The 26,616-nt window shown below is 68.6% G+C and carries 27 protein-coding genes; 14 read left to right on the top strand and 13 right to left on the bottom strand.

Translation table 11 applies throughout. The features are described 5' to 3' along the window. Positions 1 to 223: 223 nt before the first annotated feature. Positions 224 to 2,200, top strand: coding sequence for a propionate catabolism operon regulatory protein PrpR (prpR, locus tag J8I34_RS01510; protein ID WP_209805189.1), 1,977 nt, complete (start codon positions 224 to 226; stop codon positions 2,198 to 2,200). 13 nt (positions 2,201 to 2,213) lie between these two features. Here the strand turns inward: prpR and J8I34_RS01505 are convergent, their stop codons facing one another. Then, positions 2,214 to 3,215 carry a cysteine synthase A gene (locus J8I34_RS01505; RefSeq protein ID WP_209774366.1) on the bottom strand — a complete coding sequence of 334 codons (1,002 nt, stop codon included), beginning with the start codon at positions 3,213 to 3,215 and terminating at the stop codon, positions 2,214 to 2,216. A 177-nt stretch (positions 3,216 to 3,392) separates the two neighbouring features. Beyond that, positions 3,393 to 3,686, bottom strand: a complete 294-nt coding sequence (locus tag J8I34_RS01500; RefSeq protein ID WP_029045932.1) for a putative quinol monooxygenase — start codon at positions 3,684 to 3,686, stop codon at positions 3,393 to 3,395. A 227-nt stretch (positions 3,687 to 3,913) separates the two neighbouring features. On the opposite strand from J8I34_RS01500, the gene J8I34_RS01495 reads away from it, so the two are divergent. Continuing rightward, positions 3,914 to 5,137 (top strand): HD-GYP domain-containing protein, encoded by a 1,224-nt coding sequence (locus tag J8I34_RS01495; RefSeq protein ID WP_209774368.1) that lies wholly within the window; start codon positions 3,914 to 3,916, stop codon positions 5,135 to 5,137. Here the strand turns inward: J8I34_RS01495 and J8I34_RS01490 are convergent. Continuing rightward, a complete protein-coding gene (locus J8I34_RS01490; protein ID WP_209805188.1) occupies positions 5,132 to 6,067 on the bottom strand; it encodes a LysR family transcriptional regulator in 936 nt (311 codons plus the stop codon). The two genes, J8I34_RS01495 and J8I34_RS01490, sit on opposite strands and share 6 nt — an antisense overlap. Positions 6,068 to 6,182: 115 nt before the next feature. Here J8I34_RS01490 and J8I34_RS01485 point away from each other — a divergent pair, with 115 nt between their 5' ends. Both J8I34_RS01485 and J8I34_RS01480 read left to right on the top strand, forming a co-directional pair. After that, positions 6,183 to 6,500: a DMT family transporter gene (locus J8I34_RS01485; protein WP_029045934.1), complete on the top strand. Its 318-nt coding sequence runs from the start codon at positions 6,183 to 6,185 to the stop codon at positions 6,498 to 6,500. 107 nt (positions 6,501 to 6,607) lie between these two features. Then, positions 6,608 to 7,933, top strand: coding sequence for a mechanosensitive ion channel family protein (locus J8I34_RS01480; protein WP_209805187.1), 1,326 nt, complete (start codon positions 6,608 to 6,610; stop codon positions 7,931 to 7,933). Positions 7,934 to 7,952: 19 nt separating this feature from the next. Here the strand turns inward: J8I34_RS01480 and purT are convergent, their stop codons facing one another. Further along, positions 7,953 to 9,158 (bottom strand): formate-dependent phosphoribosylglycinamide formyltransferase, encoded by a 1,206-nt coding sequence (gene purT, locus J8I34_RS01475; protein WP_209805186.1) that lies wholly within the window; start codon positions 9,156 to 9,158, stop codon positions 7,953 to 7,955. Between the two features lie 71 nt (positions 9,159 to 9,229). After that, positions 9,230 to 9,709, bottom strand: coding sequence for a hypothetical protein (locus J8I34_RS01470; RefSeq protein ID WP_209805185.1), 480 nt, complete (start codon positions 9,707 to 9,709; stop codon positions 9,230 to 9,232). Positions 9,710 to 9,878: 169 nt separating this feature from the next. On the opposite strand from J8I34_RS01470, the gene J8I34_RS01465 reads away from it, so the two are divergent. Further along, positions 9,879 to 10,859 carry an SDR family oxidoreductase gene (locus J8I34_RS01465; RefSeq protein ID WP_209805184.1) on the top strand — a complete coding sequence of 327 codons (981 nt, stop codon included), beginning with the start codon at positions 9,879 to 9,881 and terminating at the stop codon, positions 10,857 to 10,859. A gap of 317 nt (positions 10,860 to 11,176) precedes the next feature. Here the strand turns inward: J8I34_RS01465 and J8I34_RS01460 are convergent, their stop codons facing one another. The 6 genes from J8I34_RS01460 to J8I34_RS01435 all read right to left on the bottom strand — a co-directional run bounded on the left by J8I34_RS01460 (position 11,177) and on the right by J8I34_RS01435 (position 16,963). Further along, positions 11,177 to 11,509 carry a YnfA family protein gene (locus tag J8I34_RS01460; protein ID WP_029045940.1) on the bottom strand — a complete coding sequence of 111 codons (333 nt, stop codon included), beginning with the start codon at positions 11,507 to 11,509 and terminating at the stop codon, positions 11,177 to 11,179. A 71-nt stretch (positions 11,510 to 11,580) separates the two neighbouring features. Then, positions 11,581 to 12,825 carry an MFS transporter gene (locus tag J8I34_RS01455; protein ID WP_209774377.1) on the bottom strand — a complete coding sequence of 415 codons (1,245 nt, stop codon included), beginning with the start codon at positions 12,823 to 12,825 and terminating at the stop codon, positions 11,581 to 11,583. Between the two features lie 177 nt (positions 12,826 to 13,002). Continuing rightward, positions 13,003 to 14,004: a Bug family tripartite tricarboxylate transporter substrate binding protein gene (locus J8I34_RS01450; RefSeq protein WP_209774378.1), complete on the bottom strand. Its 1,002-nt coding sequence runs from the start codon at positions 14,002 to 14,004 to the stop codon at positions 13,003 to 13,005. A 111-nt stretch (positions 14,005 to 14,115) separates the two neighbouring features. Continuing rightward, positions 14,116 to 14,880, bottom strand: a complete 765-nt coding sequence (locus J8I34_RS01445; RefSeq protein ID WP_029045943.1) for a crotonase/enoyl-CoA hydratase family protein — start codon at positions 14,878 to 14,880, stop codon at positions 14,116 to 14,118. 57 nt (positions 14,881 to 14,937) lie between these two features. After that, the gene (locus J8I34_RS01440; RefSeq protein WP_029045944.1) at positions 14,938 to 15,702 is read right to left on the bottom strand and encodes an SDR family NAD(P)-dependent oxidoreductase; all 765 of its coding nucleotides are present in this window, start codon (positions 15,700 to 15,702) and stop codon (positions 14,938 to 14,940) included. Between the two features lie 82 nt (positions 15,703 to 15,784). Beyond that, complete coding sequence (locus J8I34_RS01435) at positions 15,785 to 16,963, bottom strand: thiolase family protein (protein ID WP_029045945.1); 1,179 nt, start codon at positions 16,961 to 16,963, stop codon at positions 15,785 to 15,787. 217 nt (positions 16,964 to 17,180) lie between these two features. Between J8I34_RS01435 and J8I34_RS01430 the strand changes: the two genes are divergently transcribed. Together J8I34_RS01430 and J8I34_RS01425 are read left to right on the top strand one after the other, a co-directional pair. Further along, the gene (locus J8I34_RS01430) at positions 17,181 to 17,996 is read left to right on the top strand and encodes an IclR family transcriptional regulator (RefSeq protein ID WP_209805183.1); all 816 of its coding nucleotides are present in this window, start codon (positions 17,181 to 17,183) and stop codon (positions 17,994 to 17,996) included. 129 nt (positions 17,997 to 18,125) lie between these two features. Continuing rightward, a complete protein-coding gene (locus J8I34_RS01425) occupies positions 18,126 to 18,572 on the top strand; it encodes an acyl-CoA-binding protein (RefSeq protein WP_209805182.1) in 447 nt (148 codons plus the stop codon). Here J8I34_RS01425 and J8I34_RS01420 read toward each other — a convergent pair. Beyond that, complete coding sequence (locus J8I34_RS01420; RefSeq protein ID WP_029045948.1) at positions 18,559 to 19,356, bottom strand: crotonase/enoyl-CoA hydratase family protein; 798 nt, start codon at positions 19,354 to 19,356, stop codon at positions 18,559 to 18,561. The genes J8I34_RS01425 and J8I34_RS01420 overlap by 14 nt on opposite strands. Before the next feature lie 281 nt (positions 19,357 to 19,637). Here J8I34_RS01420 and J8I34_RS01415 point away from each other — a divergent pair, with 281 nt between their 5' ends. The 7 genes from J8I34_RS01415 to J8I34_RS01385 are packed head-to-tail and all read left to right on the top strand — an operon-like array spanning position 19,638 to position 25,659. Next, complete coding sequence (locus tag J8I34_RS01415; RefSeq protein ID WP_209805181.1) at positions 19,638 to 19,802, top strand: hypothetical protein; 165 nt, start codon at positions 19,638 to 19,640, stop codon at positions 19,800 to 19,802. Between the two features lie 10 nt (positions 19,803 to 19,812). Further along, on the top strand, positions 19,813 to 22,620 hold the full coding sequence (locus J8I34_RS01410) for a monovalent cation/H+ antiporter subunit A (RefSeq protein ID WP_209805180.1): 2,808 nt from the start codon (positions 19,813 to 19,815) through the stop codon (positions 22,618 to 22,620). After that, entirely contained in the window at positions 22,620 to 23,003 is a 384-nt protein-coding gene (locus tag J8I34_RS01405; protein ID WP_051320382.1) for a Na+/H+ antiporter subunit C, read from the top strand. Before J8I34_RS01410 ends, J8I34_RS01405 begins: the two co-directional genes overlap by 1 nt. Further along, entirely contained in the window at positions 23,000 to 24,538 is a 1,539-nt protein-coding gene (locus J8I34_RS01400) for a monovalent cation/H+ antiporter subunit D (RefSeq protein ID WP_209805179.1), read from the top strand. The genes J8I34_RS01405 and J8I34_RS01400 overlap by 4 nt, the downstream gene beginning before the upstream one ends. 3 nt (positions 24,539 to 24,541) lie before the next feature. After that, positions 24,542 to 25,045, top strand: coding sequence for a Na+/H+ antiporter subunit E (locus J8I34_RS01395; RefSeq protein ID WP_209805178.1), 504 nt, complete (start codon positions 24,542 to 24,544; stop codon positions 25,043 to 25,045). After that, entirely contained in the window at positions 25,030 to 25,302 is a 273-nt protein-coding gene (locus tag J8I34_RS01390; RefSeq protein WP_029045952.1) for a K+/H+ antiporter subunit F, read from the top strand. Before J8I34_RS01395 ends, J8I34_RS01390 begins: the two co-directional genes overlap by 16 nt. A 12-nt stretch (positions 25,303 to 25,314) precedes the next feature. Beyond that, complete coding sequence (locus J8I34_RS01385) at positions 25,315 to 25,659, top strand: Na+/H+ antiporter subunit G (RefSeq protein WP_209805177.1); 345 nt, start codon at positions 25,315 to 25,317, stop codon at positions 25,657 to 25,659. Positions 25,660 to 25,675: 16 nt separating this feature from the next. Here J8I34_RS01385 and J8I34_RS01380 read toward each other — a convergent pair whose 3' ends face one another. Then, positions 25,676 to 26,545, bottom strand: coding sequence for a DUF72 domain-containing protein (locus J8I34_RS01380; protein ID WP_209805176.1), 870 nt, complete (start codon positions 26,543 to 26,545; stop codon positions 25,676 to 25,678). Positions 26,546 to 26,616 lie beyond the last annotated feature (71 nt).

Raw genomic sequence — 26,616 nt, 5'->3', positions numbered from 1 at the left:
GGCGGGTCTCGGGGAAACCCCGGAAAACCTTGCCAGGACTAGGCTGGCGGGCAGCAGGGAGAATTTTCGCGGAAGCCAGATGTCATCATTTCAGCACATTTGCATTTCACATTCGCAAATCGAGAATTCAAAGTTGAAATCGGGGCTGGCATGACGGACAATGTGCCAGCACTGTACGCCTGTTCCGGCGGGGTTTCACCCGCTCCTCACGCCGCGCCGCACCATGAGTCCTCCCGTCTCCAAGCCCGCCCGCCCGCGCATCTGGGCCATCGGTATCAGCCGCCTTGCGCGCGCCTTTGCCGACCTGATTCCGTCCTATGCCGCGCGCGCGGAATTCCGCATCGTCGGCAAGGGCTTCGAAGCCGCCGCCAGCGCCGTATCGCGTGAAGTGCGCGAGGGCCGCCTCGACGTGGTGGTGGCCGGCGGCTCGAATGGCGCCTACCTGCGGCAGCACGTCGACGTGCCGGTTGTGCTGGTCAAGGTGACGGGCTTCGACGTCATGAGCGCGCTCGCCACCGCGCGCCGCATCTCGCCCAAGGTGGCGCTGGTCACGCATGCCTCCACTTATGCCGAGGTGGATGAATTCGTGCGCGCATTCTCGCTGGCGATCCCGGCCTATACCTACCTGACCGAGGACGATGCGGTGGCGCGGGTCAAGGCGCTCAAGCAGGAGGGCATCCAGGTCGTGGTCGGCCCCGGGCTGGTCACGGACCTGGCCGATCGCTACGGCCTGACCGGAGTATTCCTGTATTCCGGCAATTCGGTGCGCATGGCACTGGAAGACGCCATCGAGGCCGCACGGCTGCGCCGCATCGAATCCACCCGGCGCGACTATGTCAATGCCATCCTGGCGCACCTGAACGAGGGCGTGGCGGCCGTCGACGCGGAAGGGCGGATCCAGTCGTTCAACCCTGCCATGGAGCGTTTCCTCGGCACCTCCGCCGCGGCCGCGGTGGGCCGCAAGCTGCAGACGCTGGCGCCCAACCTGTCGCTCGAAGGCGTGATGCAGAGCGGCGACAAGGAACTGGAGGCGATCCACAAGCTCGGCGACAAGATGGTGGTGGTCAACCGCATCCCGATCTCCAGCGATGCGGGCACCACCGGCGCGGTGCTGACCATCCAGGATGCCAGCGCGATCCAGCGCGTCGACCGCAACCTGCGCTCGCGCAGCCGCGCCCGGCCCGCGGGCGTGCGCTACAGCCTCGACGACCTGGCCGGCACCTCCGCGGTGATGACCGAACTGCGCACGCTGGCGCGGCGCTACGCCGTGGTCGATTCCACCGTGCTGATCGGCGGCGAGAGCGGCACCGGCAAGGAAGTGCTGGCGCAGGGCATGCACGACGCCAGCCCACGCCGCGCGTTCCCGTTCGTGGCGGTCAATTGCGCCGCGTTTCCGGAAGCGCTGCTGGAAAGCGAGCTGTTCGGCTACGAAGAGGGCGCCTTCACCGGCGCGCGCCGTGGCGGCAAGGCCGGCCTGTTCGAGTCGGCGCATAACGGCACGCTGTTCCTTGACGAGGTGGGCGACATGCCGCCCACGCTGCAGACCCGGCTGCTGCGCGTGCTGCAGGAAAAACAGGTGCTCCCGATCGGCGGCCTCGACGCCGTGCCCGTCAACGTGCGCGTGATCGCCGCCACCCACCGCGACCTGCCTGCGATGGTGCGCGATGGCTCCTTCCGCCAGGACCTGTACTACCGCCTCAATATCCTGCGCATCGAGATGCCGCCGTTGCGCGAGCGCGCCGAAGACCTGGGCGAGCTCGCCGAACTGCTGTACCGGCGCGCACAGGAACGCCTGGGCACCGAGCGCCCGCAACGGCTGCCGGCAGCGGCGCGGTCGCGGCTGGCGCGCTATGCGTGGCCGGGCAATATCCGCGAGCTGGAAAATGTCACCGAGCGCATCGCGGTGCTGGTGGCCGGCCGCAAGCTGGAAGCCGATGCGCTGGTGCGCGAGCTGCAGGCTGCCGTGCCGGAGCTGTTCGGTGGCGACGGTGCCATGGCCATCGCGCAAGCGCCGGCCGTGGCCGCCGCACGCAACGCGCAGGCCGGCAAGCCCGGCCATTCGCTGGCGCGCGTCAAGCAATCGAGCGAAGTCGAGCATATCCGCCGCGTGCTGGCCGAATGCGGCGGCGACCGGACCGCCGCGTGCCATGTCCTGGGAATCAGCCCGACCACGCTGTGGCGGCGGCTGAAGGCGGCGTAGCCGCTGGTCGTGCCTACACCCCCGGCCCGACGCGCCGGAACGGAATCGGCTGCAGGCCCTTGCCGGCCAGCCATGCCTCGTTGAAGAGCCGCCCCATGTACAGGTCGCCGCGATCGCACAGCAGCGTCACAATGGTATGGCCCGGCCCCATCTCGCGGGCCAGCGCTACGGCGGCGCCGACATTGATTCCTGACGAGCCACCCAGGAACAGCCCTTCCTCGCGCAGCATCCGGTAGACCATGTCGACGCAGGTCTGGTCGTCGATCCGCACCGCATCGTCGATCGGCGTGTCCTGCAGGTTGGCGGTGACGCGGCTCGAGCCGATGCCCTCGGTGATCGAACTGCCCTCGGCCTTCACCTCGCGGTGCTTCACATAGTGGTACAGCCCGCTGCCGTGCGGATCGGCCAGCACGATGCGCACGGCCGGCTTGTGTTCCTTAAGGCAGCGGGCGATGCCCGCCAGCGACCCGCCGGTGCCGGTGGAGCAGGTGAAGGCATCGATGCGGCCAGCCGTGGCGTGCCAGATCTCGGGGCCGGTGGTTTCGTAGTGGGCCTGCCGGTTGGCGAGGTTGTCGAACTGGTTGGCCCAGATCGCATTGTCGGTTTCCTCGGCCAGCCGGCCGGCGATCTTCTGGTAGTTGCCGGGATCGGCATAGGGCTTGGCGGGAACGGGGCGAACCTCCGCGCCCAGCATGCGCAGCCGCTCCATCTTCTCCGGCGACTGCGTGTCCGGGATCACCACGATGCAGCGGTAGCCGCGCGCCGCGCACAGGTGGGCCAGGCCGATGCCGGTATTGCCTGCGGTGCCTTCGATCACGGTGCCGCCGGGCTTCAGCAGCCCGCGGCGCTCGGCGTCGCGGATGATGTAGAGCGCGGCGCGGTCCTTGACCGAGCCGCCCGGGTTCAGGAATTCGGCCTTGCCGTAGATATCGCAGCCGGTCTCGGCGCTCAGCCCCGCCAGCCGGATCAGCGGGGTGTGGCCGATGGTGCCGGCAAATCCGTCCCTGACTTCCATGATGCACTCCTGCCGGGCCGCGGCGGCCCTAGATGAGAGTCAATCTGATTGATAGACCGGGGCGGCGGGAATGACAAGCGGGGGAGGTGGCCGGATGGGCCGCGTGGAAGTGGCGCGCCTGACGCCTGGCGCCCTGGGCGCGCAAGGAGCCATGGGGGGGGGGCGTATGAGGCGGCGTCAGGCGGCGTTGAGCCAGCGGAAGCTGAAGTCGCCCTCGACGAATTCCTGCCGCGACGCGTGGAAATCGCGCATGTACGGCCGGTTCAGGTGGGATTCCAGCGCGCCTTTCGAGTCCCAGACCATGTAGATCACGAAGACCCGCGCATCCTCGGCATCCTGCCCGACGTGGTAGTCCAGGCAGCCCGGCTCCTTCAGCCCGCGCGTCTGCAGGGTGGTGAGCTGGGACACCAGCGCCTCGCGGCGATGGGACTTGGCACGGGCGATGCCGACTAGCGTGTACGTTCCGGACATGGTTGAACGGGGGCGACTGGCTGGCGTCTGGTGAGCACTGGGCGCGCCATTGTAGCGCCGGCTCCGGGTCCGCCCGGAATGCCTGACGGCGCCGTCCGGGCATTTGGCCGCCCCTTGACAAGGGCCACCGGCCCGGTTCCGGCAGGCAAAATCAGCCCTCAAGTCTGGCGCCGGCTTGCCGATAGTCATCCCGGCAAGAAGAAAACCAACGTCCGGGGGGACATCTCATGCTGAGACGGATCGGGTCGGAACAATTGCAGGTCGGGATGTTTGTCGCCAGGCTGGGCGGGCCGTGGATCAGCCACCCGTTCTGGCGGGCAAGGTTTCTGGTCAGCCACGAAGACCAGATCCGGCAGATCCAGTCCGCGGGCGTCCGCGAAGTCTGGATCGATATCCTCAAGGGCCGCAATTTGCCGGCAGCAGGCGTGCCCGAGGCGCCGCCCGCGCCCGTTGCGGAGCCGGCGCCACAGCTGCGGGAGTCCGCGGGCTCGCAGCCAGTCGCGTCGCTCGAAGCCGAGCTAGGCCGCGCGCGCGAGTTGCTCCAGTCCGGCAAGACCGTGATTGGGTCCATGTTCGCCGACATCCGCATGGGCCGCGCGCTGGAAGTCGGGCGCGCGCTGCCGCTGGTCGACGCAGCCTCGCGCTCCCTGTCCCGCCACGGGCACGCGCTGCTGGCGCTGGCGCGGCTCAAGGCGCGCGACGACTACAGCTACCTGCATGCCTTCGCCGTCTGCGCGCTGATGATCGCGGTCGGGCGAACGCTGGGCCTGCCGGACGACGAGGTGCGCGAACTCGGCCTCGCCGGCCTGGTGCACGATATCGGCAAGCTGACGCTGCCCGAGTCCGTGCAGCACAAGGCCACCGCGCGCACGCCTGAAGAAGAGGAAAGCTACCGCCGCCATCCCTCGGCGGGCTACCGCATCCTCAACGAGGCGCGGCTGGTTTCCAATATCCCCCTCGATGTCTGCGTTCACCACCACGAGCGCGTGGACGGGCGCGGCTATCCTTTCGGCCTGGTCGGCCGCGAGCTCAGCATCCACGCCAGGATTGCGGCAATCTGCGATGCCTACGACTCGTTGACCTCGGATCGTCCCGGCCACCGGCAATGGTCGCCGGCGCGTGCCATGGAATACATGGCCGTGCGGGTCGACACGCTGTTCGACCGGCGCGTGTTCAAGGCCTTCACGCGCACTGTCGGCATCTACCCGCTGGGCACCGTGCTGCGGCTGCGCTCCAACCGGCTGGCGGTAGTGTGCGGGCAAAACGAAACCGACCCGTTGCGGCCGCTGGTGATGGTGTTCTATTCGGTGTCGCAGTCACGCCCGGTGCCGACGGAACTGGTCGACCTGCGGCATAGCGAGGAAACGGTGGTGGCATTCGAGAATGCCGCCGAATGGGGCTATACGGACGAGCAATTGATGGCGATGTACACGAATACAAGCGCTTCATAGTGCTGGTGCTGGTGCCGGTGCCGGTGCCGGCTTCAACCACGGCGATGCGCTGAGCTTCGCGTAAAGAAAATCGTTGAACGCACGGACCCGCGCGCTGTGGCGCAGGTCGGGATGGGTCAGGATCCATAACGGCGTGCCGAGCGCAGCGTCGGGCCGGGCGAGCCGGACCAGCCTTGCATCGCGCTCGGCCAGCAGGCAAAGCAGCATGCCGACACCCATGCCATGCGTGACGGCATCGACCATGGCCAGGAGGCTGTCGACGCTCACCAGCCGGCGCGCCGGCGGCACGTGTTCGGCCACCCAGCGCGCCTGCGCGAGATGCGCAAGCGCGTCGTCCGGGACCACCCAGTCGTGGTCGGCCCAGGCCGGCGCGGTGGCTTCCCGGGCCGGGGTCTTGCCAGTCCGCGCCAGGTAGTCGCGCGATGCGTACGGCGCCGTTTCCAGCATGCCGACCTGGCGCCCCACCAGATACTCCGGCGGCGCACCGGCCGGCCGTATCGCCACATCCGCCTCACGCCGGCTCAGGCTCAGGAAACTGTTGTTGACCACGATCTGCAACTGGATCCCCGGATGCAGCGCGCGGAATTCGGCGAGCAGCGGCATCAGCAGCCCGGTCAGCAGCGTGTCCGTGGTGGTGACCCGCAGCGGCCCGCTTAGCTGGCTGTCCAGGCCGGACAACTGGCGTTGCGCGGCATCGATCTGTTCGCCGACGCCGGCAAGCCGCTGGGCCAGCGCTTCTCCCGCAGCCGTGAGGGCGTAGCCCGTCGGGTGCCGCTCGAAGAGCAAGGTGCCCAGCACCTGTTCCAGCCGGGCGAGCCGGCGCAGCACGGTGGAGTGGTTGACGTGCAGCGTCCGCGCGGCGCCGGCCAGCGAGCCGGATTGGCTGACGGCAAGGAAGTACTTCAGGTCATCCCAGTCCGCTTCCTGCATGTTTGCATATCCCCTTTGCGAAAATTGCCAGTTCCCGTGCTGATTCGCACAGCCTACATTGGCCTGGCAGGCGCGGCAATGGTCGCCGGGCGGCAAGACCGGAAAGGAAGAGGCAATGGCGTGGATGCTGCTGGTGCTGGCGGGGCTGATCGAGATTGTGATGGCGCTCGCCCTCAAATACACGGATGGGTGGACGCGGCCGGGGCCGACGGTGCTGGGTATCGGGGCCGCACTGGCCAGCATCTTCCTGCTCAGCGCGGCCTTGCGGCACCTGCCGGTGGGGACGGCGTACGCGGTATGGACCGGGATCGGGGCGATCGGGGTCACCGTGATCGGGATCCTGTTCCTTGGGGAGAGCGCGGCGCCGATGCGGCTGGCGTTGATCGCGTTGATTTTCGTCGGGATCGGAGGGCTGAAGCTGCTGCCTGCCTGAGCGAGGGCAGGGCGAGCTTATGCGAGCCAAGGATCGCAGTTTTACGAACGAGCGGCGCACGTTTTGTACACTATCTGGCCGAATCACTGGCTTGACGTCGCTCCCTTATGAGTTTCGATGCCCTGCTGGAGCTGTTCCAGCAACGTATTCCGGCCCATCCCTGGGCGCAGATCACGCTGTACCTGGTGGTGCTGGTGCTGATCGCGGTGCTCGCGCAATGGCTGTGCGGCCATGTGATGTCGCGCATCGCCCATCGCGTGCTGACGGTCTGGGGCAAGGCGCCGTGGAGCAAGGCGCTCACGCGCCATCGCGCATACCGGCGTTTCGGCTATGCGGTGGGCTTCGCGGTGATCACCGTCGGTATCGGCGAGGTGCCGCACATGGGCCGCTACGCGCTGCTGGTGGAGCGCCTGGCCCATTCCAGCCTGTGGGTGTGCTTCTTCCTGATGCTGGGCGGCGTGCTGGGCGCATGGCAGGACGTTTACGCCAGCAGCCGGCGCGCGCAGACGCGCTCGATCAAGGGCTACATCCAGGTGGGGCGGCTCGGGCTGGGACTGGTGTGCGCGGTGCTGGTGCTGTCGATCCTGATCAACCGCTCGCCGCTGTGGATGCTGTCCGGCCTGGGCGCGCTGTCGGCGGTACTGCTGCTGGTGTTCAAGGACACGCTGCTGTCGCTGGTGGCCAGCACCCAGCTGACCTCGAACGACATGCTGCGCATCGGCGACTGGATCGAGATGCCGCAATGCAATGCCGATGGCTACGTCAAGGACATTGCGCTGCATACGGTCAAGGTGCAGAACTGGGACAACACCGTGACCACGGTGCCGACCTACAAGCTGTTCTCGGAGAGCTACCGCAACTACCGGCAGATGTTCGAGTCAGGCGCGCGCCGCATCAAGCGGACGCTGCGCATCGATGCGAGCAGCGTGCGCTTCCTCGAAGACGACGAAGTGCATGCGCTGATGCGCTTCCAGCTGCTGCACGACTACCTGGCGGAGAAGCAGGCCAAGGTCGACGAGGCCAACCGGCTGCTGATCGCCGCCGGCAATGACCCGGTGAACAGGCGGCGGCTGACCAATGTCGGCACCTTCCGCGCGTATGGCATTGCCTACCTGAAGGCGCTTCCCGAAATCCATCACGACCTGCTGCTGAACGTGCGCATGATGGAGCCCGATTCGCAGGGCATCCCGGTGGAGATCTATTGCTTTACCGCGCTGACGGCGTGGATGGACTACGAGCGCATCCAGGGCGATGTGTTCGACCACCTGCTGGCGATCCTGCCGGAACTGGGCCTGCGGCTGTACCAGGCCCCGTCCGGCGCCGACCTGAGCGGCGTGCGCATGGCGCCGGTGCTGGCCGCGGCGCAGGTTGCCGCACAGGTTGCGGCACCGCACCCGCCCGGTCACGCCGCGGCGGGCAGCCACGTGTTCTGAGGCCTTCCGCGCCTCCAGATCAGCCCACCGCGCGCGGACGCACGCGGCTTGCGGCTTCCTTGGCGCGGATGCGGGCGGTGTCGACGTCATCCGCATAGGCCAGCGCCACGCCCATGCGGCGTTTGACGAAACTCTCGGGCTTGCCGAACAGGCGCACCTCGGTCTGCGGCACGCTCAGCGCCTGGTCGACACCGTCGAACACCACGCCCTGCGCGTCCATGCCGCCGTAGATCACCGCGCTGGCGCCGGGGCTGCGCAGCGAGGTATCGACCGGCAGGCCCAGGATGGCGCGCGCATGCAGCTCGAACTCGTTCTGGTGCTGCGTGGCCATGGTCACCATGCCGGTGTCGTGCGGGCGCGGGCTGACTTCGCTGAACCAGACCTGCTCGCCCTTGACGAACAGTTCCACGCCGAAGAGGCCCGTGCCGCCCAGGTCGGCGGTGACGGCCTGCGCGATCTGCTGGGCCTGCTGCAGCGCGGCCGGGTGCATCGGCTGCGGCTGCCAGCTCTCGACGTAGTCGCCACTGACCTGCACGTGGCCGATCGGCGCGCAGAACTGCGTCTCGACCTGGCCGCTGGCGCCGATGGCGCGCACGGTCAGCAGCGTGATCTCGTAGTCGAAGTCGATAAAGCCTTCCACGATGATGCGGCCGTGGCTGACGCGGCCGCCGGCCATGGCGTAGTCCCAGGCGGCCTGCACGCCCTCGGGGCCGTCGATCTTGCTCTGGCCCTTGCCCGAGCTGCTCATCACCGGCTTGACCACGCACGGATAGCCGATGCCGCCATCGATGGCGGACCGCAGTTCTTCCAGCGAATCACAGAACTTGTACGGGCTGGTCGGCACGCCCAGCGATTCCGCTGCCAGGCGGCGGATGCCTTCGCGGTCCATGGTCAGGCGCGCGGCGCGGGCGGTGGGGATCACGCGCACGGTGCCCGCGGCTTCCAGCGTTTCCAGCATGGGGGTGGCGATGGCTTCGATCTCGGGCACCACCAGGTGGGGCTTCTCGGCCTCGATCAGCGCCTTGAGCTGGTCCGGGTCGCTCATGGCAATGGTGCGCGCGTGGTGGGCCACCTGCTGGCCCGGCGCATTCTCATAGCGGTCGACGGCGATGGTCTCCACGCCCAGGCGCTGGAGCGCGATCAGCACTTCCTTGCCCAGCTCGCCGGAGCCGAGCAGCATCACTTTGGTGGCAGAGGGGGAAAGGGGCGTTCCGAGGGTGGTCATGGCGGCAAGGCGTCGGGGCGAAGGGAAAACCGAGATTGTACGTGCTGCCGCCCGCCATGGCGCCGCCGGGCCTAGTCTTCGGCGTCGCGCGATCCGGGGTGGCGGCGCGCCGCCTCGTCCTTGCGGTCTGCCGCCTCGGCCTCTGCCGGGGTGGACGCGACGCCGTACATGCCATGGCGCGGCGTGCCGGCCGGCAGGTTGCCGAGATCGGTGGCCTGGTAGGGGTGCGGGCCGGGCGGGGGCTGCGAGGTGTCGCTCGACGGATGCGCGCGGCCGGTCAGCTTTTCGTCCTGGGTCACGCCGTGGCCGCCGTAGTGGTAGTCGGTCAGCGATCCTTCATGCGCGGGGGCCGAGGGTGCCGGCGCGCCTGAGATATCGGTCACGCGAACCGGAATCGACGGATAGACCTGCTGGGCGCCGGCGATGGCCATGTCGGGTGAATCAAACTCGCCGGCGAGCCGCTCCGGTGCGCCGTTGCCGGTGCGCATTTCGAGGTGCCAGCGGCCGTTTTCCGGGCCGCACACCAGGATTTCCTGTTCGGTCGAGGTCATGGCAGGGCTCCTTGTGAGGTTCCAGGCGGGCCGGCGCGGCATACCGGAGGCGCGGTCCGTCTGGATGGAAACAGGCAAGTTGCATTCCAGCGACGCGCGCTGGAACGGAACCTGCTGCTCTGCCGGGAATACGCCCGGGAATACGCCGTTAACGCGCAAGAGGTCCACCATGCCCCCGACCCGACCGCTGACCGTTGTCATCACCGGTGCCTCGAGCGGCATCGGGCTGGCCACCGCGCTGGCCTTCGCACGCGCCCAGGCACGCGTGGTGCTGTGCGCGCGCGGCGAGGCGCCGCTGGCGCGCGCCGCCGCGGCCTGCCGCGAACTGGGCGCGCGGGCGCTGGCCGTGCCCGGCGACGTCACGCAGCCGGCGGCCATGCACCGGCTGGCCGAGCGTGCGGCGGAGTTCGGCGATGGCGGCATCGATGTCTGGGTCAACAACGCCGGTGTCGGCGCGGTGGGCCTGTTTGACGAAACGCCGGTGGCCGCGCATGAGCAAGTGGTCCGCATCAACCTGCTGGGCTACCTGCACGGCGCGCATGCGGTGCTGCCGTTCTTCAAGGCGGCGCGCAAGGGCGTGCTGGTCAATATCGTGTCGCTGGGCGCATGGGCCCCTTCGCCATATGGCGTGTCGTATACGGCAAGCAAGTTCGGCCTGCGCGGCTTCTCGGAGGCGTTGCGCGCCGAGCTGGTCGACTATCCGCAGATCCGCATCTGCGACATCTTCCCGGCTACCGCCGACACGCCGGGCATGCGCCACAGTGCCAACTACACCGGCAAGGCGCTGCGTCCGCCGCGGCCGCTGGTCGAGGCGGACGCGGTCGCTCGTGCCGTGCTGCGCGCGGTGGCGGCGCCAACCTCGCAGGCGGTGACGGTAGGCGTCGTGGCAAGGCTGGCGCGTGTTGCCAACCTGCTGGCGCCGGGCCTGCTGCAGCAGGCGTACGGCCGTATCCTGCATCGGCATTTCAGCGGCGCGCACGAGATACCGGTCACTGACGGCAACCTCTTCCATGCCTCGCTGGGGCATATGGATGTCGAGGGCAACTGGAGCTCACCGGAACGGATGCGCCTGGTTCGGATTGCCGGCACGGCGGTGGCGGCGGGGCTGGTCGGCCTGGCACTCTGGCATTGGCGCCGTCACGTCCGCTGAGTGCAGGCGGCGAGGGACAGCGAGGGGCAGATTTACAACAGCGGGCGATTCTTACCTGCCTGCGGCGCGCGGCTGCCGGCCGCAAGAAAAAAGGCCCGCGCGGACGCGGGCCGCAAAGGCCTGAGGATCCGCTAGAGGACCGCTCAGTATTTATCCTAAGTGCCGGGCATCGCTCACGCATCCCCCGTTCGGGGTGGCAGACCGCATTCGTGCGTGATTCCGCGTCGATAAGTTGGGGGGCAACCTGCTTAATACGCCACCACGAAATCTTCGGTTCTGCATCCAGTTCGCCAGCGCCTGGCATTGACAGCGCGGCATCAGCGTGCCGCCGGCTGCAGCGCGATCACGGCCATGCCGGCCAGCGCAATGGCGGCGCCGGCCACATCCCAGCGCGTCAGCGCCAGGCCATCGACGAAACGCAGCCATAGCAGCGCCACGGCGATATACATGCCGCCGTAGGCGGCATAGGTGCGTCCGGCGGCGGCTGGATGCAGCGTCAGCAGCCAGGCGAACAGGCCCAGCGAGACGGCGGCGGGCAGCAGCAACAGCGCGCTCTTGCCCTGGCGCAGCACCAGCCAGGGAAGATAGCAGCCGACGATTTCGGCCAGCGCCGTCACGGCAAACAGCAGGGCGATGCGAACGAGATCCAAGGTTTGGCGGCAGCGGAAATGAAAAAGGGGTTCCTGGAAGGAACCCCGGATTCTGACACGGCACGGCGCCGTCAGGAGGTCGCCATCAGCGGCGGCCGGCGCTGCGTCGCCATCGCGAAGACGATCTGCGCCAGCCCCCCCGCCAGCCCCATCGCCACGCCCGCCTGCCAGGCAACGGTGTACGAGCCCAGCGCGTCATAGACCACGCCGCCGCCAAAGGCACCGGTAAAGCTGCCGATCTGGTGGCTGAAGAAGGCCACGCCGCCCAACATGGCTTGCCAGCGCAGGCCGAAGGTCTCGGCAATCCAGCCCGACACCAGCGGCGCCACGCCCAGCCACAGGAAGCCCATCACCGCGGCAAACACCAGCGTGCTGTCCGGCGTGGGCGCCGACGAGAAATACCAGGTCAGCGCCAGCGAGCGCACGGTATAGATGCCGCCCAGCAGCATCAGCTTGTTGAAGCGCCCGCCGGCCCAGCCGAAGAAGATGCTGCCGAGCACATTGAAGCCGCCGATCACGCCCAGTGCCTGCGCGCTGAGCATCGGGTCCATGCCGCAGATATCCAGGTACGACGGCAGGTGCGTGGTCAGGAACACCAGCTGCATGCCGCAGACGAAATACGCCAGCGCCATGACGATGAACGGCGCGTGCCGCAATGCCGTGCCCAGCGCCTGCCGCGCATTGCTCTGGTCGGCACCGACGAATGCCGGCAACGGCAGCTTGTCCACGCGCCCCGCCATCCATGCCGCCGGCAGCATCACCAGCGCCAGCAGCACGAAGGCGGCAAGCCCGGCGCGCCAGCCGTAAGTCTGCGTCACCACCTGCCCGATCGGCGCCGCCAGCAGCGCCCCGAGTGAGCCGGCTCCGGACACCAGCCCCAGCACCGTACTACGCAGCGCCGCCGGCACCGGCCGTGCCGCCACCGCCATCGCCAGCGCGCTGCCGGTGCAGGCCATCGAAGCACCGATCGCCACGCCAGCGCCCAGCGTGACGCCGATCATTCCTTGCGCGGTCGCCAGCAGCACCAGCCCAACCACATACGACAGCGAGCCGGCCAGCATCAGCGGGCGGAAGCCGATCCGCGTCGCCCACGCGCCCGCCAGCGGCTGCAGCAGGCCCCAGGCCAGGTTTTGCACGGCAATGGCCACCGTGAAGTCGGAGACCGAGATGCCGATGTCCCGCGTCAGCGGCGGCATGAAGATGCCCAGGCTCTGGCGCAGGCCCATGGCCAGGCTGAGCATCAGGGAGGCGCCAAGCAGGATCGGCAGGGCGGGGCGCAGGCCTTCCAGGCGGGAAGGCGCGGTGGGGGTCGGCACGGTGGTCGTCTCGCGGGATTGTCGTTGTGGTTGTGCCCGCGGCGGCGCCTGGCATATTAAGCACACGCTGAATATACCGCAGGGTAGGGCGAGCGTAAGCGGTGGCCGGCACCGTGTCAATTTGGCTTTGGGCCGGCCCGACTTCCGCTTTGCCGAAGGCGGGTGCCGGCGCACGCGCTAGTCCAGGCTGACCCTGGAAGCGCGGATGGTGTCGCCCCAGCGCTTGATGTCACCGCTGACCAGCGCGGCGAAGCGGGGCTGCGGTTCGCCGCCGGGGATGCCGCCCATGTCGCGGAATTTCGCCACCACGTCGGGATCGCGCATGGCCCGGGACAGCGCATCCTGCAGCACGGCGGCGACGGCTGGCGGCGTCTTCGCGGGCGCGAACACCCCGAGCCAGCCCATCACCACGAAATCCTTCACGCCGGCCTGCTCCATGGTCGGCACGTCCGGCAGCGACGGCAGCCGCTCGGCGCCGGTCACCGCCAGCGCGCGCAGCTTGCCGGCGCGGATATGCGGCAGCGCCTGCGTCAGGTTGTCGAACATGAAGGTGGTTTCGCCGGCAAGCACCGACGTGGTGGCCGGCGTCGAGCCCTTGTACGGCACGTGCAGCACCTCGGTGGCGGTGCGCAGCCGGAACAGCTCGGCGGTCAGGTGCGTGGTCTGGCCGATGCCCGCCGAGGCATACGAATACTTGCCCGGCGACTGCTTCAGCTGCGCCACCAGTTCGGCCACGCTGCGCACCGGCGCCTGCGCGTTGACCACCAGCACGTTGGGGAAGGAAATCATGTCTGTCAGCGGCATGAAGTCCTGCGGCTGGTAGGCCAGCTGCTTGTAGGCGCTGTAGTTGATGGCATGCGAGCCGGTGTTGCCGACCAGCAGCGTGTAGCCGTCAGGCGCGGTGCGCAACAGTGCCTGCGTCCCGATGATGCCGCCGCTGCCGGGCTTGTTGTCGACCACCACGGGCTGGCCGAGGATGGCCGACAGCTTCTGCGCGACCAGGCGGGTCGGGATGTCGGTGGTGCCGCCGGGCGCGCCGGGGACGATGATGGTGATCGGCTTGTCGGGCCATGCGGGGGCGGCGTGAACGACTGTCGGCAGCGTGGCGGCGGTGATGGCCATCAGGCTGGCGCAAAGGGAAAGGGAAGGGCACAGCGATTGCGGCAGCTTGGTGTGCATGGGTCTCCTCCATGTTGTGATGTCAGTGCTGCGGTTCCATGTGCAAACGGCCGGCTTGCGGCCGGCCGTCCAGGCGAAAATAAGCGCGACTACGGCATTACCTGTCCCGCTTTACTTGCCGGTCCATACCGGCTTGCGCTTTTCCGCAAAGGCCGCGGCGCCTTCGCGCGCATCGGCCGAGGTGAACACCGGCGCCATCAGCGGGCGCTGGCGCTCGAACATCTCCTCGTTGCTCCAGTCCGCGGACTCGGCCACGATCTGCTTGCTGACCGCCACCGCCAGCGGGCCGTTGGCGCCGATCTCGTCGGCCAGCGCCAGCGCGCCCTGCAGCGCTTCGCCCGGTTCGGTCAGGCGGTTGATCAGGCCGTAGGCATGGGCCTGCTCGGCACCGAGCATATTGCCGGTCAGCGCGTATTCCATGGCGATGTGGTACGGCACGCGGCGCGGCAGGCGCATCAGGCCGCCGGCAGCGGCGACCAGTCCGCGCTTGACTTCGGGCAGGCCGAACCTGGCCGCCTTTGACGAGACGATCAGGTCGCACGCCAGCGCCAGCTCAAAGCCGCCCGCCAGCGCATAGCCTTCCACCGCGGCGATCAGCACCTTGCGCGGCGGCTTCTCGGTCAGCCCGCCGAAGCCACGGCCGGGCAGGCTGGGGCGCTTGCCTTCCAGGAAGCCCTTCAGGTCCATGCCGGAGCAGAAGGTGCCGCCGGCGCCGGTCAGGATGGCGACAGCGAGGTCGTCGCGGCTTTCCAGCTGGTCGATCGCGGCGGCCAGGGCGGTCGCGGTCTCGAAGTCCATGGCGTTGCGCGCCTGGGGCCGGTTCATGGTGATCAGCAGCGTATTGCCGCGGGTCTCTAGTTGCAGCGTGTCGCTCATGCAGAAGTCCTGGTCAAGAAGGCCATAGGGGATTGCCGGATGTTGATCGATGGCGGCTCAGCGCGGGGCCATGCGGATGGCGCCGTCCAGGCGGATGGTTTCGCCGTTGAGCATCGGGTTCTCCAGGATGTGCAGCGCGGTCGAGGCGTACTCGTCCGGCGCGCCCAGGCGCGCCGGGTGCGGCACCATGGCGCCCAGCGAGGTGCGCACGTTCTCCGGCAGCTTTGCCAGCAGCGGCGTGTCGAACAGGCCCGGGGCGATGGTGCACACGCGGATGGCGCGCTGCGCCAGGTCGCGCGCGGCCACCAGCGTCATGCCGACGATGCCGGCCTTGGCCGAGCTGTAGGGGATCTGGCCGATCTGGCCTTCGTAGGCGGCCACCGAGGCGGTCAGCACGCAGGCGCCGCGTTCGCCGTCCACCATTTCGTTCTTGGCCATGCGCGCCGCACCCAGGCGCAGCGCGTTGAACGTGCCGATCAGGTTGATGCGCACCACCGACTCGTACTTCTCCAGCGAACCCGGCGAGCCGTCCTTCTCGACCACGCGCACCGGCGCGCCCAGGCCGGCGCAGTGGATCAGCGCGCGCAGCGGTGCGATGGCCTCGGCGGCGTCGTAGACGGCGTTCATCTGGTCGGTATCGGTGACGTCGGCCTTGACGAAGCGGACCTTGCCGCCGAACTCGTCCACCACCGCGTTGCCGCGCTCTTCGTTCAGGTCGGCGATGACCACGCCGACGCCGCGCTCCACCAGGCGACGCGTGCAGGCCAGGCCCAGGCCGGAAGCACCGCCGGTGACGACGGCGGACATGTTTTCGAGTTTCATGGGTGTCTCCTAGGAAAGGAATCGCCAGGTTCCCGCGACGGCGGGAATGGCAGAGGTGTTGTCTACAGGCGCTTGCAGGCGCTTACAGGCGCTCGATGATGGTGGCGTTGGCCATGCCGCCGGCCTCGCACATCGACTGCAGGCCGTAGCGCTGGCCGCTGTCTTCCAGCGCATGCAGCATGGTGGTCATCAGGCGCACGCCCGACGCACCCAGCGGATGGCCCAGCGCGATCGCGCCGCCGCGCGGGTTCAGGCGCGCCGGGTCTGCGCCCAGCGCCTTCTGCCATGCCAGCGGCACGCAGGCAAAGGCTTCGTTGATTTCGTAGTGGTCGATCTGCTCCAGCGCCAGGCCGCTCTTCCTGATGGCGCGCTGGCTGGCCGCGATCGGGGCGGTCAGCATCATCACCGGATCGTCGCCGCAGACATCGAACGCGACAAAGCGCGCGCGCGGCTTCAGGCCCAGGCGCTGCGCCATGGCTTCGCTCATCAGCAGCATGGCCGAGGCGCCGTCACTGATCTGCGAGGCGTTGCCGGCGGTGACGTTCCAGCCGATCTGCGGGAAGCGCGCGCTCAGTTCGTCGTTGCGGAACGAGGCCTGCAGCGTGCCCAGCTTTTCCACCGAGGTGCCGGGGCGAATGGTTTCGTCTTGCTCCACCACGCCGTTGGGGGTGCTGATCGGCAGGATTTCGCGGCGGAAGGCGCCGCTTTCGCGCGCCGCGGCGGCCAGCTCGTGCGAGCGGGCCGAGTAGCTGTCCATGTCCTGGCGCGACAGCTCATATTTGGCCGCCACCAGCTCGGCCGCCACGCCCTGCGACACCAGCCCCGGCGCGTAGCGCGCTTCCATCGACGGGCCGTACGGGTTCTGGCCGATGCGCGCCGAGCCCATCGGCACGCGGCTCATCGACTCGATGCCGCAGGCGATGACGATGTCGTAGGCGCCGGCCATGATGCCCTGCGCGGCGAAGTGCACCGCCTGCTGGCTCGAACCGCACTTGCGGTCGATGGTGGTGGCGGGGACATGGTCAGGAAAGCCTGCCGCCAGCCAGGCGACGCGGCCAGGACCCGCGGACTGCTCGCCGGCCTGCGTCACGCAACCGGTGATGACGTCGTCGACCAGGCCGGGGTCGAGCTTGTTGCGTTCGAACAGGCCCTTGAGCACCTGCGCCAGCAGTTCGGTGGCGTGCAGCTCGGTAAAGGCCGATCCCGGCTTGGAGCGGCCCATCGGGCTGCGGATGGCGTCGACGATGACGGCTTGTTGCATGGGGGTGTCTCCTGATGCTGAGCGGTTGCGAGTCGTTGGTTCGGGATATTGAGACGTCGGTTTCAGAAAGTGATCGTCCAATACGATGAATCGGAATTCTCGCGTCGGAAACTCGCTATGTAAACTCAAAATCCCACGTTTGACTTCGGAATCAACGAAGGGCAACATCTGGCTTTTGAGACGCTGGTATCAAAAAAATCCAGATGAAGAGCCGTTTATGACGAATGAAGCACGTGCCTCCCTGACCCCGCCGTCCACCGATGCCGATGGCGAGTCGCGCCTTGTCAGCGCGCTGGCGCGGGGCGTTTCGATCCTCAACTGCTTCTCGCCGACGGTGCAGGAGCTGAGCAGCCGCGAGCTGATGGAGCGCACCGGGCTGGCCAAGCCGACGCTGTTCCGCCTGCTCGATACCTTGTGCGAGCTGGGCCTGCTGCACTACTCGGAGCGCCTGTCGCGCTATGTGCCGGGGGTCGGGCTGGTCAATCTCGCCGCGCCCGCACTGGCGCGGATGACGGTGCGCCAGCTGGCGCGGCCGGCCATGCAGGAGCTTGCCGACCATATCGCCGGACAGGTCGAACTGATCGTCGGCAACGGCAATGCAATGACCTACGTCGAAATCGCCCAGGGCGTGGGCAGCCACGTGTTCCGGCCAGAGGTCGGCACCCGGGTATCGATCTCCCGCACCGGCTCGGGCCGCGGCTACCTGTTGCTGATGCCGGAGCCCGAGCGCGAAGCGTACCTCGCCCAGCTGCGCGCCGCCGATCCCGCGCGCGCCGACTGGCTGCAGCAGCGCCTGGCCGATGCCGCGCGCGACCTGCAGGAGCGCGGCTTCTGCCGCGGCCATCGCGACCTGCATCGCGAGGTGGAATCCGTTGCCGTACCGATGCGCGCGCGGCGCGATGGGGAAGCGTGGATCTTTGCCGCGTCGGTGCCGGTGTTCAGCCCGCAGAGCAAGCAGATCGAGGAAGACATCGGTCCGCGCCTGGTCAGCCTGGTGCGCAACGTGGAGGGCGCGCTGGGAGTATCCGGCTGACGTGCGGGAGCCCCGGCCTGGCCGGCGGGCGCCAACCGGACCAGCGGGGTCTACCGTGGCGATCGTGGCCTGGCGCGGCTGCGCGAGTGGGCGGATGCGGGGCTGGCGTTCGCCGCCCTCGGCGCGCCGGTGCTCAACACCGGCATGGCCGTGGTGCCCGCGACCTTGCGCAGCGGCACGCTGGCCTCGCAGGGCGTGCTGGCCTTTGCGCTGCGCGATGGCAAGCTGCTGGAGGCGCGGTGGTTCCCGGACGAAGTCGCGCTGGAAGATGCGCATTTCGGCGGCACGCCGGCGGTGCAGGGACCGGGCCCGGCCTTGAAAACGATTGAGGCCTTCGAGGCCGCCGCGTTGTCGAAGACGCTGCGCCAGGCACCCGACAACGATACCTTGCTGTCGCTCTATGCGCTCATGATGGACATGGTCGGGCGCGCCAAGTACGACGCTGGGCTGCCCGGCGTGGCCTGCCGCGCGAGCAGGCCATGCGCGATTACGTGGCGCTGGTCAACCAGCTCAAGGCGGCGGAAACGCAATCCGCCTGAAGCTGGCTGGGCTGCCAGTCGGGTCAGTTGCCGCTGAACACCGGCGCGCGCTTGTCCAGGAACGCCTGCACCGCCTCGCGGTGGTCGGCGGTCTGGTGCGACAGGGCCTGGAAGCCGGCCGACAATTCCAGCAGCGTGTCGAGGCGGGTGTGCATGGCCTCGCGCATCAGCCGCTTGGCCAGCCGCACCGCGTGCGGCGGGTTGGCGGCGATGCGCCCGGCCAGCTCGTATGCGGTCGGCAGCAGTGCCTCGGGCGCCACCACGCGCGACACCAGGTTCCATTCCAGCGCGGTCTTCGCATCGATCGCCTGGCCGGTAAAGGTCATCTCGGCGGCTCGCGACAGTCCGATCACGCGCGGCAGCAGCCAGGCGCCGCCATCGCCGGGGATGATGCCCAGCTTGACGAACGACTCGGCAAACTGCGCACGCTCGGAGGCGATGCGGATATCGCACATGCAGGTCAGGTCCAGCCCCGCGCCCATGGCGGCGCCGTTGACCGCGGCGATCACCGGCACTTCCAGGTTGAACAGCGCCAGCGGCAGGCGCTGGATGCCGCAGCGGTAGTCCTGCCGGATCTCCATGCCCGGCACCTGGCCGGAGGCCTGGCGTTCCATGTCATTGATGTTGCCGCCCGACGAGAACGCCGTGCCGGCGCCGGTGATGACCACGGCGCGCACGCTGCGGTCCGCATGGATGCGCTCGATCGCGGCCAGGAACTCCGGCACCGCGGTGTTGCCGGTCAGCGGGTTGCGGCGCTCGGGCTCGTTCATCGTCAGCGTGACGATGTGGCCGTCCTGCTCGTAGAGGAGGAAGTTGCTCATGATGGGGGTCTCCGGGGGCATCGGGTTCGGTTGCTGGCGCCAAGGCTAAGGCAGGCGGGCCGGCCGCGTCCAATATTCATTTGTTGGCGGGCGATAGCGGTCATGTATCGATTGCCGGGCCGGTTCTCTTGCTCGGCAGTGCGCATTCAGCAAGTTATGCAGGGCGATGAATTCTTTCGTGCAGCCACTGGCAGGGCAGGCATGACTTGCGCAATACCCCCGGAATCCGGAAAGTAGGGGGCACGCCTGCCCGCTGCATTGCCAAGCCTGGATCTTTGCCCATGACAGTCGCCGTACTCGCGATGGACGGATCGTCCGACAGCGTTGCCGCCGCCCGCCGCCAGGCCAGTCGCCCGCCGCTGGCCCGGCCCGTGTCCGTGCATGTTGCCCATGCCTCGCCGGTGCGGGGCAGACCCGGCCCGCCGCGCGCGCCGGCCGCGGCCTGAGGCGGCGCCCATGGAACTGCCGCTGCTGCTCGCGTTGCCGCTGCTTGCCGCGGGACTGACCTGGGTGATCGGCATGCGCGCGCCGCGGCTGGTGGCGCCCGTCATCGTCGGCCTGCCGCTGGCCGCGCTGCTGCTGCTGCTGCTGCAGTTGCGTGGGGCGGTCTTCGACCAGCCCGGGGACGGCCTGGCCTGGCGCGTGAGCTGGCTGCCTGCGCTGGGACTCGACCTGTCGCTGCGCCTGGACGGCCTGGCCTACCTGTTTGCGCTGCTGGTGGTGGGCGTGGGCCTGCTGGTGATCCTGTACGCGCGCTACTATCTCGCGCGCAATGAATCGGCCGTGCGTTTCTTCTGCCTGCTGCTGCTGTTCATGGCGGCCATGCTGGGCGTGGTGCTGGCCGGCAACCTGCTGTTGCTGGCGGTGTTCTGGGAGCTGACCAGCATCCTGTCGTTCCTGCTGATCGGCTTCTGGTCGTGGCGCGGCGATGCCCGCCAGGGCGCGCGCATGGCCCTGGCCGTCACCGGCGGCGGCGGTCTGGCGCTGCTGGCCGGGGTGCTGCTGCTGGGCCATATCTGCGGCAGTTTCGAGCTGTCGGCGGTGCTGGCGCAGGCCGGCAGCGTGCAGCACCATCCGCTCTACATGCCGATGCTGGTGCTGATCCTGCTGGCGGTGTTTACCAAGTCGGCGCAGTTCCCGTTCAGCTTCTGGCTGCCGCAGGCGATGGCCGCACCCACGCCGGTATCCGCGTACCTGCACTCCGCCACCATGGTCAAGGCCGGCGTGTTCCTGCTGGCGCGGCTGTACCCGGTGCTGGACGGCACCAACGGCTGGTTCTACCTGGTCAGCATGACCGGGCTGGCCACGCTGATCTTCGGCGCGGCGATGGCGCTGCTGCAGCGCGACCTCAAGGGGCTGCTGGCGTATTCCACCATCAGCCACCTGGGGCTGATCACGCTGCTGTTCGGGCTCGATACCCAGCTCAGCACGGTGGCGGCGATCTTCCACATCATCAACCACGCCGTGTTCAAGGCGTCGCTGTTCATGGCCGCCGGCATCATCGACCACGAGACCGGCACGCGCGACCTGGACCGCCTGCACGGGCTGGCGCACTACATGCCGCATACGGCGGTACTGGCGATCGTGGCGTCGCTGTCGATGGCGGGCGTGCCGCTGTTCAACGGCTTCCTCAGCAAGGAAATGTTCTTTGGCGAGACGCTGGCGCAGGGCCTGCTGGGCGACTTCAACTGGGTCATCCCGGCTGCGGCAACCATGGCCGGCGCGCTCACGATGGCGTATTCGCTGCGCTTCATCTACGGCGTGTTCTTCGGCGGCAGGCAGCCCGACGTCCCCAACTATCCACCGCACGAGCCGCCGCGCTTCATGAAGGTGCCGGTGGAATTCCTGGTGGTGATCTGCCTGGTGGTAGGGCTGGTGCCTGCCTACACGGTTGGCACCCTGCTGGCGGCGGCGTCGCTGGCCACGCTGCGCGCGCCGCTGCCCCCATACAGCCTGAACCTGTGGCATGGCGTCAACCTGCCGCTGGTGATGAGCCTGCTGTCCATGACAGGCGGCGCGGCGCTGTTCTTCCTGCGCCGCGACGCGTTGCGCCGCTGGCAGCAGTCGCTCGAGCACCTGAATGCGCGCCGCTCGTTCGAGAGTGCCATGCGCGCGCTCGAGCGCATGGCCACCGCGATCACGCGCACGCTGGAGCGCGGCTCGCTGCCGGGCTATATCGCCTGGATGCTGCTGGCAATGCTGGCGCTGCCGGCCTGGTTCCTGGCAGACCTCGATGCGCTCGCGGGCACCGTCCCGGCCGGCGCGCTCGACCCGATGGGCACTGCCGCTCTGGTGCTGCTGTCGGCGCTGGCAATTGCGGTGGTGGTCGCGCACGGGCAACGGCTGGCGGCGCTGGTGCTGCTCAGCGGCTGCGGGCTGATGGTGTCGCTGGTATTCCTGCGCTTCTCGGCACCGGACCTGGCGCTGACGCAGCTGTCGGTGGAAGTGGTGACGGTGCTGCTGCTGGTGCTGGCGCTGTTCTACCTGCCGCGCGAGATGGCCGGGCAGGGCGGCGCCGCGCGCCGCACCCGCGATGTAGCGCTGGCACTGGGCGGCGGCACGCTGCTGGCGGTGGCGGCCTACGCGGTGATGACGCGCCCGTACGACCCGGTGTCCGCGTTCTATATCGAGCAGGCGGTACCGGGCGGCGGCGGCCACAACGTGGTCAACGTGCTTCTGGTCGACTTCCGCGGCTTCGACACCATGGGCGAGATCTGCGTGCTGCTGATCGCCGGCCTGGGGGTGCAGGCGCTGCTCAAGGGCATGCGCCTGCCGACGCCGTCGGCCGCGCCGGACGGGCTGCCTTGGACCAGCCAGGCGCATCCGCTGCTGCTGGCCATGCTGGCGCGGCTGATGCTGCCGCTGACGCTGCTGGTGGCGGTGTATATCCTGCTGCGCGGGCACAACCTGCCCGGCGGCGGCTTTATCGCGGCGCTGATCACGTCGGTGGCGCTGCTGCTGCAGTACGTGGCCAACGGCGTGCGCTGGACAGAGGCGCGCATCGCGCCGGACTACCGCGCCATTGCCGGCGCCGGCATCCTGCTGGCGGGACTGACCGGTCTCGGCAGCCTGGCCTTCGGCTACCCGTTCCTGACCACGGCGTTCGGGCACTTCCACCTGCCGGGCATCGGCGAAATCGAGCTGGCCACGGCCATGATCTTTGACCTTGGGGTGTTCTGCACCGTGACCGGGACCACGCTGGTCATCATCTCGCATCTTGGCGTGCGCAACCTGCCGCCGGCGCGCGCGACGGAGGACGACTGATGGCCGCCCTCTACGCCGTGACCATCGGCATCCTGGCTGCCTGCGGCATCTACCTGCTGCTGCGCGAGCGCGTCTTCACCGTGGTGCTGGGCCTGACGCTGCTGTCGTATGCGGTCAGCCTGTTCCTGCTCGGCATGGGCCGGCTGTCGATCGGCAAGCCGCCGGTGATCGTGCCCGGCGCCAGCTACGCCGATCCGCTGCCGCAGGCGCTGGTGCTGACCGCCATCGTGATCGCGTTCGGCATGACGGCGTTTGCCGTGGTGCTGGCGCTGCGTTCGCTGGGACTGACCGGCAGCGACCATGTCGATGCCGCCGGCGAGCCGGACGGCGCCACGGTGCCTGACCCGGATGGCGACGATGAAGCGCGAGGGCCACGGCCATGAGCCACGCCGTGCTGCTTCCCATCCTGCTGCCGATGTTCGCGGGCGCGCTGCTGACGGCGATGCCGGCGCAGGCCCTGCGCGCGCAGCGTGCAGTGTCCGCGGTAGCGACGCTGTTACTGCTGCCGGTGGCCGTCATGCTGATGCAGCATGCGGCAACGGGCGCCCTCGACGTCTATGCGATGGGCAACTGGGCCGCGCCGTTCGGCATCGTGCTGCAGCTGGACCGCGCCGGCGCCATGATGCTGGTGCTGGCCGCGGTGCTGGCGCTCGCGGCGCTCGCCGCGGCAGGTGATGGCACCGCACGCCAGGGGCGGCATTTCCATGCGCTGTTCCAGTTCCAGTTGATGGGCCTGAACGGCGCGTTCCTGGCCGGCGACCTGTTCAACCTGTTCGTCTTCTTCGAGATCCTGCTGATCGCGTCCTATGCGCTGCTGGTGCATGGCGCCGGCCGCGCGCGCATCGGCGCCGGGCTCCATTACGTGATCCTGAACCTGGTCGCGTCGTCGTTCTTCCTGGTGGCGATCGGGGTACTGTACGGGCTCAGCGGCACGCTCAACATGGCGCACCTGGGCTTGCGGCTGGCCGGCCTGCCGGCGCAGGACCTGCCGCTCGCGGTGGCCGCCGGCGTCATGCTGATGCTGGTGTTCGGGCTCAAGGCGGCGCTGTTCCCGCTGTATTTCTGGCTGCCGCGCGCCTATGCCAGCGCCACCGGCCCGGTCGCCGCGCTGTTCGCCATCATGACCAAGGTCGGCATCTACGCCATGTTGCGCTGTGCCGCGCTGCTGTTCGGCGGCGAGCAGGGCTTGCTGGGGCCGTTCCTGCATGACTGGGTGTTTCCGCTGGCGCTGGTGACGCTGGCGATCGGCGGCATCGGCGCGGTGGCCGCCCGCACGCTGCGCGCGATGACAAGCTACCTGGTGGTGGCATCGGTGGGCTTGCTGTCGGCGTGCGTGGCGATGCAGACGCAGGCCGGCTGGGCCGCCGCGCTGTACTACCTGCCCAGCACCACGCTGTGCACGGCCGGGCTGTTCCTGCTGGCCGATGCGCTGGAGCCGGATCCCGCGCGCGATGGCGCGCCGCCAGTGGCCTCGCGGCTGGCCGGCGTGCTGTACCTGGTCGGCGTGCTCGCGGCGGTGGGCCTGCCGCCGCTGTCGGGCTTCCTGGGCAAGGCCATGATCCTGCGCGCGACCCCGGTGCCGTGGATGCCTGCGCTGTGGCCGGTGGTGCTGGTGTCGAGCCTGCTGCTGCTGATCGCGGCGTCGCGCACCGGCACGCGGCTGCTGTGGCGCCTGCCGCACGAGGCAGCGCAAGTACCGGAAGGCGCCGAGTATCTCGACGAGGGCCATCCCTTTGCCGCGCGCTCCCGCATGCGGCCGGATCCGCGCAAGCTGGCCTGCTGCGCGCTGCTGCTGGCGGGCAACGTCGCGCTGACCGTGTATGCGCGGCCGGCCACCGAATATATGGCGGACGCCGCCGCGCAACTGCTGGACCGCGCGGCCTACCTGCGGGCCGTGCTGCCCGCGCAGAAGGAGTAGGCCATGCTGCATCGCCTGCTGCCGCATCCCTGGCTCAGCCTGATCCTGCTGCTCATGTGGCTGATGCTGACCAACAGCATCGCGCCCGGCCATTTGCTGCTGGGCGCGATGCTCGGCTGGGCCATTGGCCGCCTGGCCGACCGCTGGCTCGTGCTGGGCGCGTTCCGGCTGTCGCGTCCCGACCTGATCCTGCGCCTGGGCATCCATGTGCTGATCGATATCGTCATGGCCAATATCGAAGTAGCCGTCCTGGTGCTGGGCCGCACGGCGCGGCTGCGGCCGGCCTTTATCGTGGTGCCGCTGGACGTGGAGCACGAACTGGCCACCACCGCGCTGATCAGCATCGTCTCGCTGAGCCCCGGCACGCTGTGCGCCGAACTGAGCGACGACCGGCGCGCGCTGCTGGTGCACGTGCTGGACCTCGAAGAAGAGGCGGCCCTGGTCGAACGCATCAAGTCGCGCTATGAAGTCCCATTGAAGGAGATCTTCCAATGCTTGCCATCGTGATACCGGTGTGCCTGGTCATCCTTGGGCTGGCCTTCCTGCTGACCTTTGCCCGGCTGCTGCGCGGGCCCAGCCTGCCGGACCGCATCGTGGCGCTCGATACGCTCAATATCAACGCCATCGCGCTGATCGTGCTGGTGGGCATCAGCCTGGATTCGGCGATGTTCTTCGAGGCTGCGCTCTTGATCGCCGTAATGGGCTTCGTCGGCACGGTGGCGCTGTCCAAGTACCTGCAGCGCGGCGACATCATCGAATACTAGGGAGCCACGGCCATGCTGCATCCCGTCGCGGAATTCGTTGTCTGCGCGTTGCTTTTGATCGGCAGCGTATTCATGCTGGTGGGGGCGATCGGGCTGTTCCGCCTGCCGGATTTCTTCATGCGCCTGCACGGGCCCACCAAGTCGACCACGCTGGGCGTGGGTGGTGTAGTGCTGGCGTCGGTGGCGTATTTCAGCTTCCGCGGCGATGCCAGCCTGCATGAGCTGCTGGTGACCGCGTTTCTGTTCCTGACCGCGCCGATCAGTGCCCATATGCTGTCCAAGGCCGCGTTGCAGCGCCAGCTGCCGGTGGACCCGCGCACGCGCGGCAGCGGCTGGATGCCGCGCATCCGCGACTGAGGCCAGCCTCAATTCCTCATTCCTTCCGCAGCATGCGCATCAGGCGCTGCGCATCGAACGGCGCCTTGACCTTCTGGTCGTTATCGAAATAGCAGTAGACGTCGCGGTGCGCCGCCTTGCGCGGGCGCCGGGGCGAGATCCGCTGCGCATCGGCCGGTTCGTGGCCGCTCGCCCATTTGCCCAGCCGCGCCGCCCAGCGGTGCAGCGCCTTGTCGGAGTAGCTGCCACCGTACAGCGTCTGGCTGCCATGCAGCCGCAAGTAAAGGAAATCGCTGGTGACGTCTTCGGCGTAAGGCCACTCAGCCACGGCGTCGGAGATCACCAGCGCGACGCGATGGCGCCGCAGCAGCGCGGGGAAATCCGGCGTGCAGAAGCTGTCGTGCCGGATTTCCACGGCGTGCCGGATCCGGCGCCGGCGCCGCGTCTCGCACCAGGGCTGCTTGACCCGGCTGTCATGCTCGCGCGCCAGTTCGCGCGCGCTGTGGGTGTCGTGCGGCAGCAGGGCGAGGAAGCGCTCCATCCGCTCGGGATCGAAGGCGAAGTTTGGCGGGAACTGCCACAGCAGCGGGCCCAGCTTCTCCTCCAGCGCCAGCACGCCGGACGCCAGGAAGTTGGCCATGGCCGTGCGGGTCTTGTCGTCACGCACGCGCAGCATGTGCGTCAGGTAGCGCGATCCCTTGACGCTGAAGACAAAATCCTCGGGCGTGGCCTCGTACCACGCGCGATAGCTGCGCAGCGTCTGCAGCGCATAGTGGGAGCCGTTGATCTCGATCGAATCGACCGCGCGCGAGGCGAACTCCAGCTCGCGCCGCTGCACCAGCCCCTTGGGATAGAACACGCCGCGCCACCCGTCGTAGCGCCAGCCCGAGATGCCGATCCGGATCATTGCCTCGCCCGTGTGTGCCCTGTATTTTTGCAATGACGCGCACCACGCGCGGTGCGCGCGCCGTGCCCAAC

The organism is Cupriavidus phytohabitans (genome assembly GCF_017815025.1).
In the GTDB taxonomy this organism is placed as follows: domain Bacteria; phylum Pseudomonadota; class Gammaproteobacteria; order Burkholderiales; family Burkholderiaceae; genus Cupriavidus.
Note: the sequence above shows the minus strand (reverse complement) of the source record. Positions and strands in the feature narration are given on the sequence as shown.

Bases quoted from the DNA above. Each gene is read 5' to 3' on its own strand.
- prpR (WP_209805189.1), top strand. From the start codon at position 224: ATGAGTCCTCCCGTCTCCAAGCCCGCCCGCCCGCGCATCTGGGCCATC.
- J8I34_RS01505 (WP_209774366.1), bottom strand. From the start codon at position 3,215: ATGGAAGTCAGGGACGGATTTGCCGGCACCATCGGCCACACCCCGCTG.
- J8I34_RS01500 (WP_029045932.1), bottom strand. From the start codon at position 3,686: ATGTCCGGAACGTACACGCTAGTCGGCATCGCCCGTGCCAAGTCCCAT.
- J8I34_RS01495 (WP_209774368.1), top strand. From the start codon at position 3,914: ATGCTGAGACGGATCGGGTCGGAACAATTGCAGGTCGGGATGTTTGTC.
- J8I34_RS01490 (WP_209805188.1), bottom strand. From the start codon at position 6,067: ATGCAGGAAGCGGACTGGGATGACCTGAAGTACTTCCTTGCCGTCAGC.
- J8I34_RS01485 (WP_029045934.1), top strand. From the start codon at position 6,183: ATGGCGTGGATGCTGCTGGTGCTGGCGGGGCTGATCGAGATTGTGATG.
- J8I34_RS01480 (WP_209805187.1), top strand. From the start codon at position 6,608: ATGAGTTTCGATGCCCTGCTGGAGCTGTTCCAGCAACGTATTCCGGCC.
- purT (WP_209805186.1), bottom strand. From the start codon at position 9,158: ATGACCACCCTCGGAACGCCCCTTTCCCCCTCTGCCACCAAAGTGATG.
- J8I34_RS01470 (WP_209805185.1), bottom strand. From the start codon at position 9,709: ATGACCTCGACCGAACAGGAAATCCTGGTGTGCGGCCCGGAAAACGGC.
- J8I34_RS01465 (WP_209805184.1), top strand. From the start codon at position 9,879: ATGCCCCCGACCCGACCGCTGACCGTTGTCATCACCGGTGCCTCGAGC.
- J8I34_RS01450 (WP_209774378.1), bottom strand. From the start codon at position 14,004: ATGCACACCAAGCTGCCGCAATCGCTGTGCCCTTCCCTTTCCCTTTGC.
- J8I34_RS01445 (WP_029045943.1), bottom strand. From the start codon at position 14,880: ATGAGCGACACGCTGCAACTAGAGACCCGCGGCAATACGCTGCTGATC.
- J8I34_RS01440 (WP_029045944.1), bottom strand. From the start codon at position 15,702: ATGAAACTCGAAAACATGTCCGCCGTCGTCACCGGCGGTGCTTCCGGC.
- J8I34_RS01435 (WP_029045945.1), bottom strand. From the start codon at position 16,963: ATGCAACAAGCCGTCATCGTCGACGCCATCCGCAGCCCGATGGGCCGC.
- J8I34_RS01430 (WP_209805183.1), top strand. From the start codon at position 17,181: ATGACGAATGAAGCACGTGCCTCCCTGACCCCGCCGTCCACCGATGCC.
- J8I34_RS01420 (WP_029045948.1), bottom strand. From the start codon at position 19,356: ATGAGCAACTTCCTCCTCTACGAGCAGGACGGCCACATCGTCACGCTG.
- J8I34_RS01415 (WP_209805181.1), top strand. From the start codon at position 19,638: ATGACAGTCGCCGTACTCGCGATGGACGGATCGTCCGACAGCGTTGCC.
- J8I34_RS01410 (WP_209805180.1), top strand. From the start codon at position 19,813: ATGGAACTGCCGCTGCTGCTCGCGTTGCCGCTGCTTGCCGCGGGACTG.
- J8I34_RS01405 (WP_051320382.1), top strand. From the start codon at position 22,620: ATGGCCGCCCTCTACGCCGTGACCATCGGCATCCTGGCTGCCTGCGGC.
- J8I34_RS01400 (WP_209805179.1), top strand. From the start codon at position 23,000: ATGAGCCACGCCGTGCTGCTTCCCATCCTGCTGCCGATGTTCGCGGGC.
- J8I34_RS01395 (WP_209805178.1), top strand. From the start codon at position 24,542: ATGCTGCATCGCCTGCTGCCGCATCCCTGGCTCAGCCTGATCCTGCTG.
- J8I34_RS01390 (WP_029045952.1), top strand. From the start codon at position 25,030: ATGCTTGCCATCGTGATACCGGTGTGCCTGGTCATCCTTGGGCTGGCC.
- J8I34_RS01385 (WP_209805177.1), top strand. From the start codon at position 25,315: ATGCTGCATCCCGTCGCGGAATTCGTTGTCTGCGCGTTGCTTTTGATC.
- J8I34_RS01380 (WP_209805176.1), bottom strand. From the start codon at position 26,545: ATGATCCGGATCGGCATCTCGGGCTGGCGCTACGACGGGTGGCGCGGC.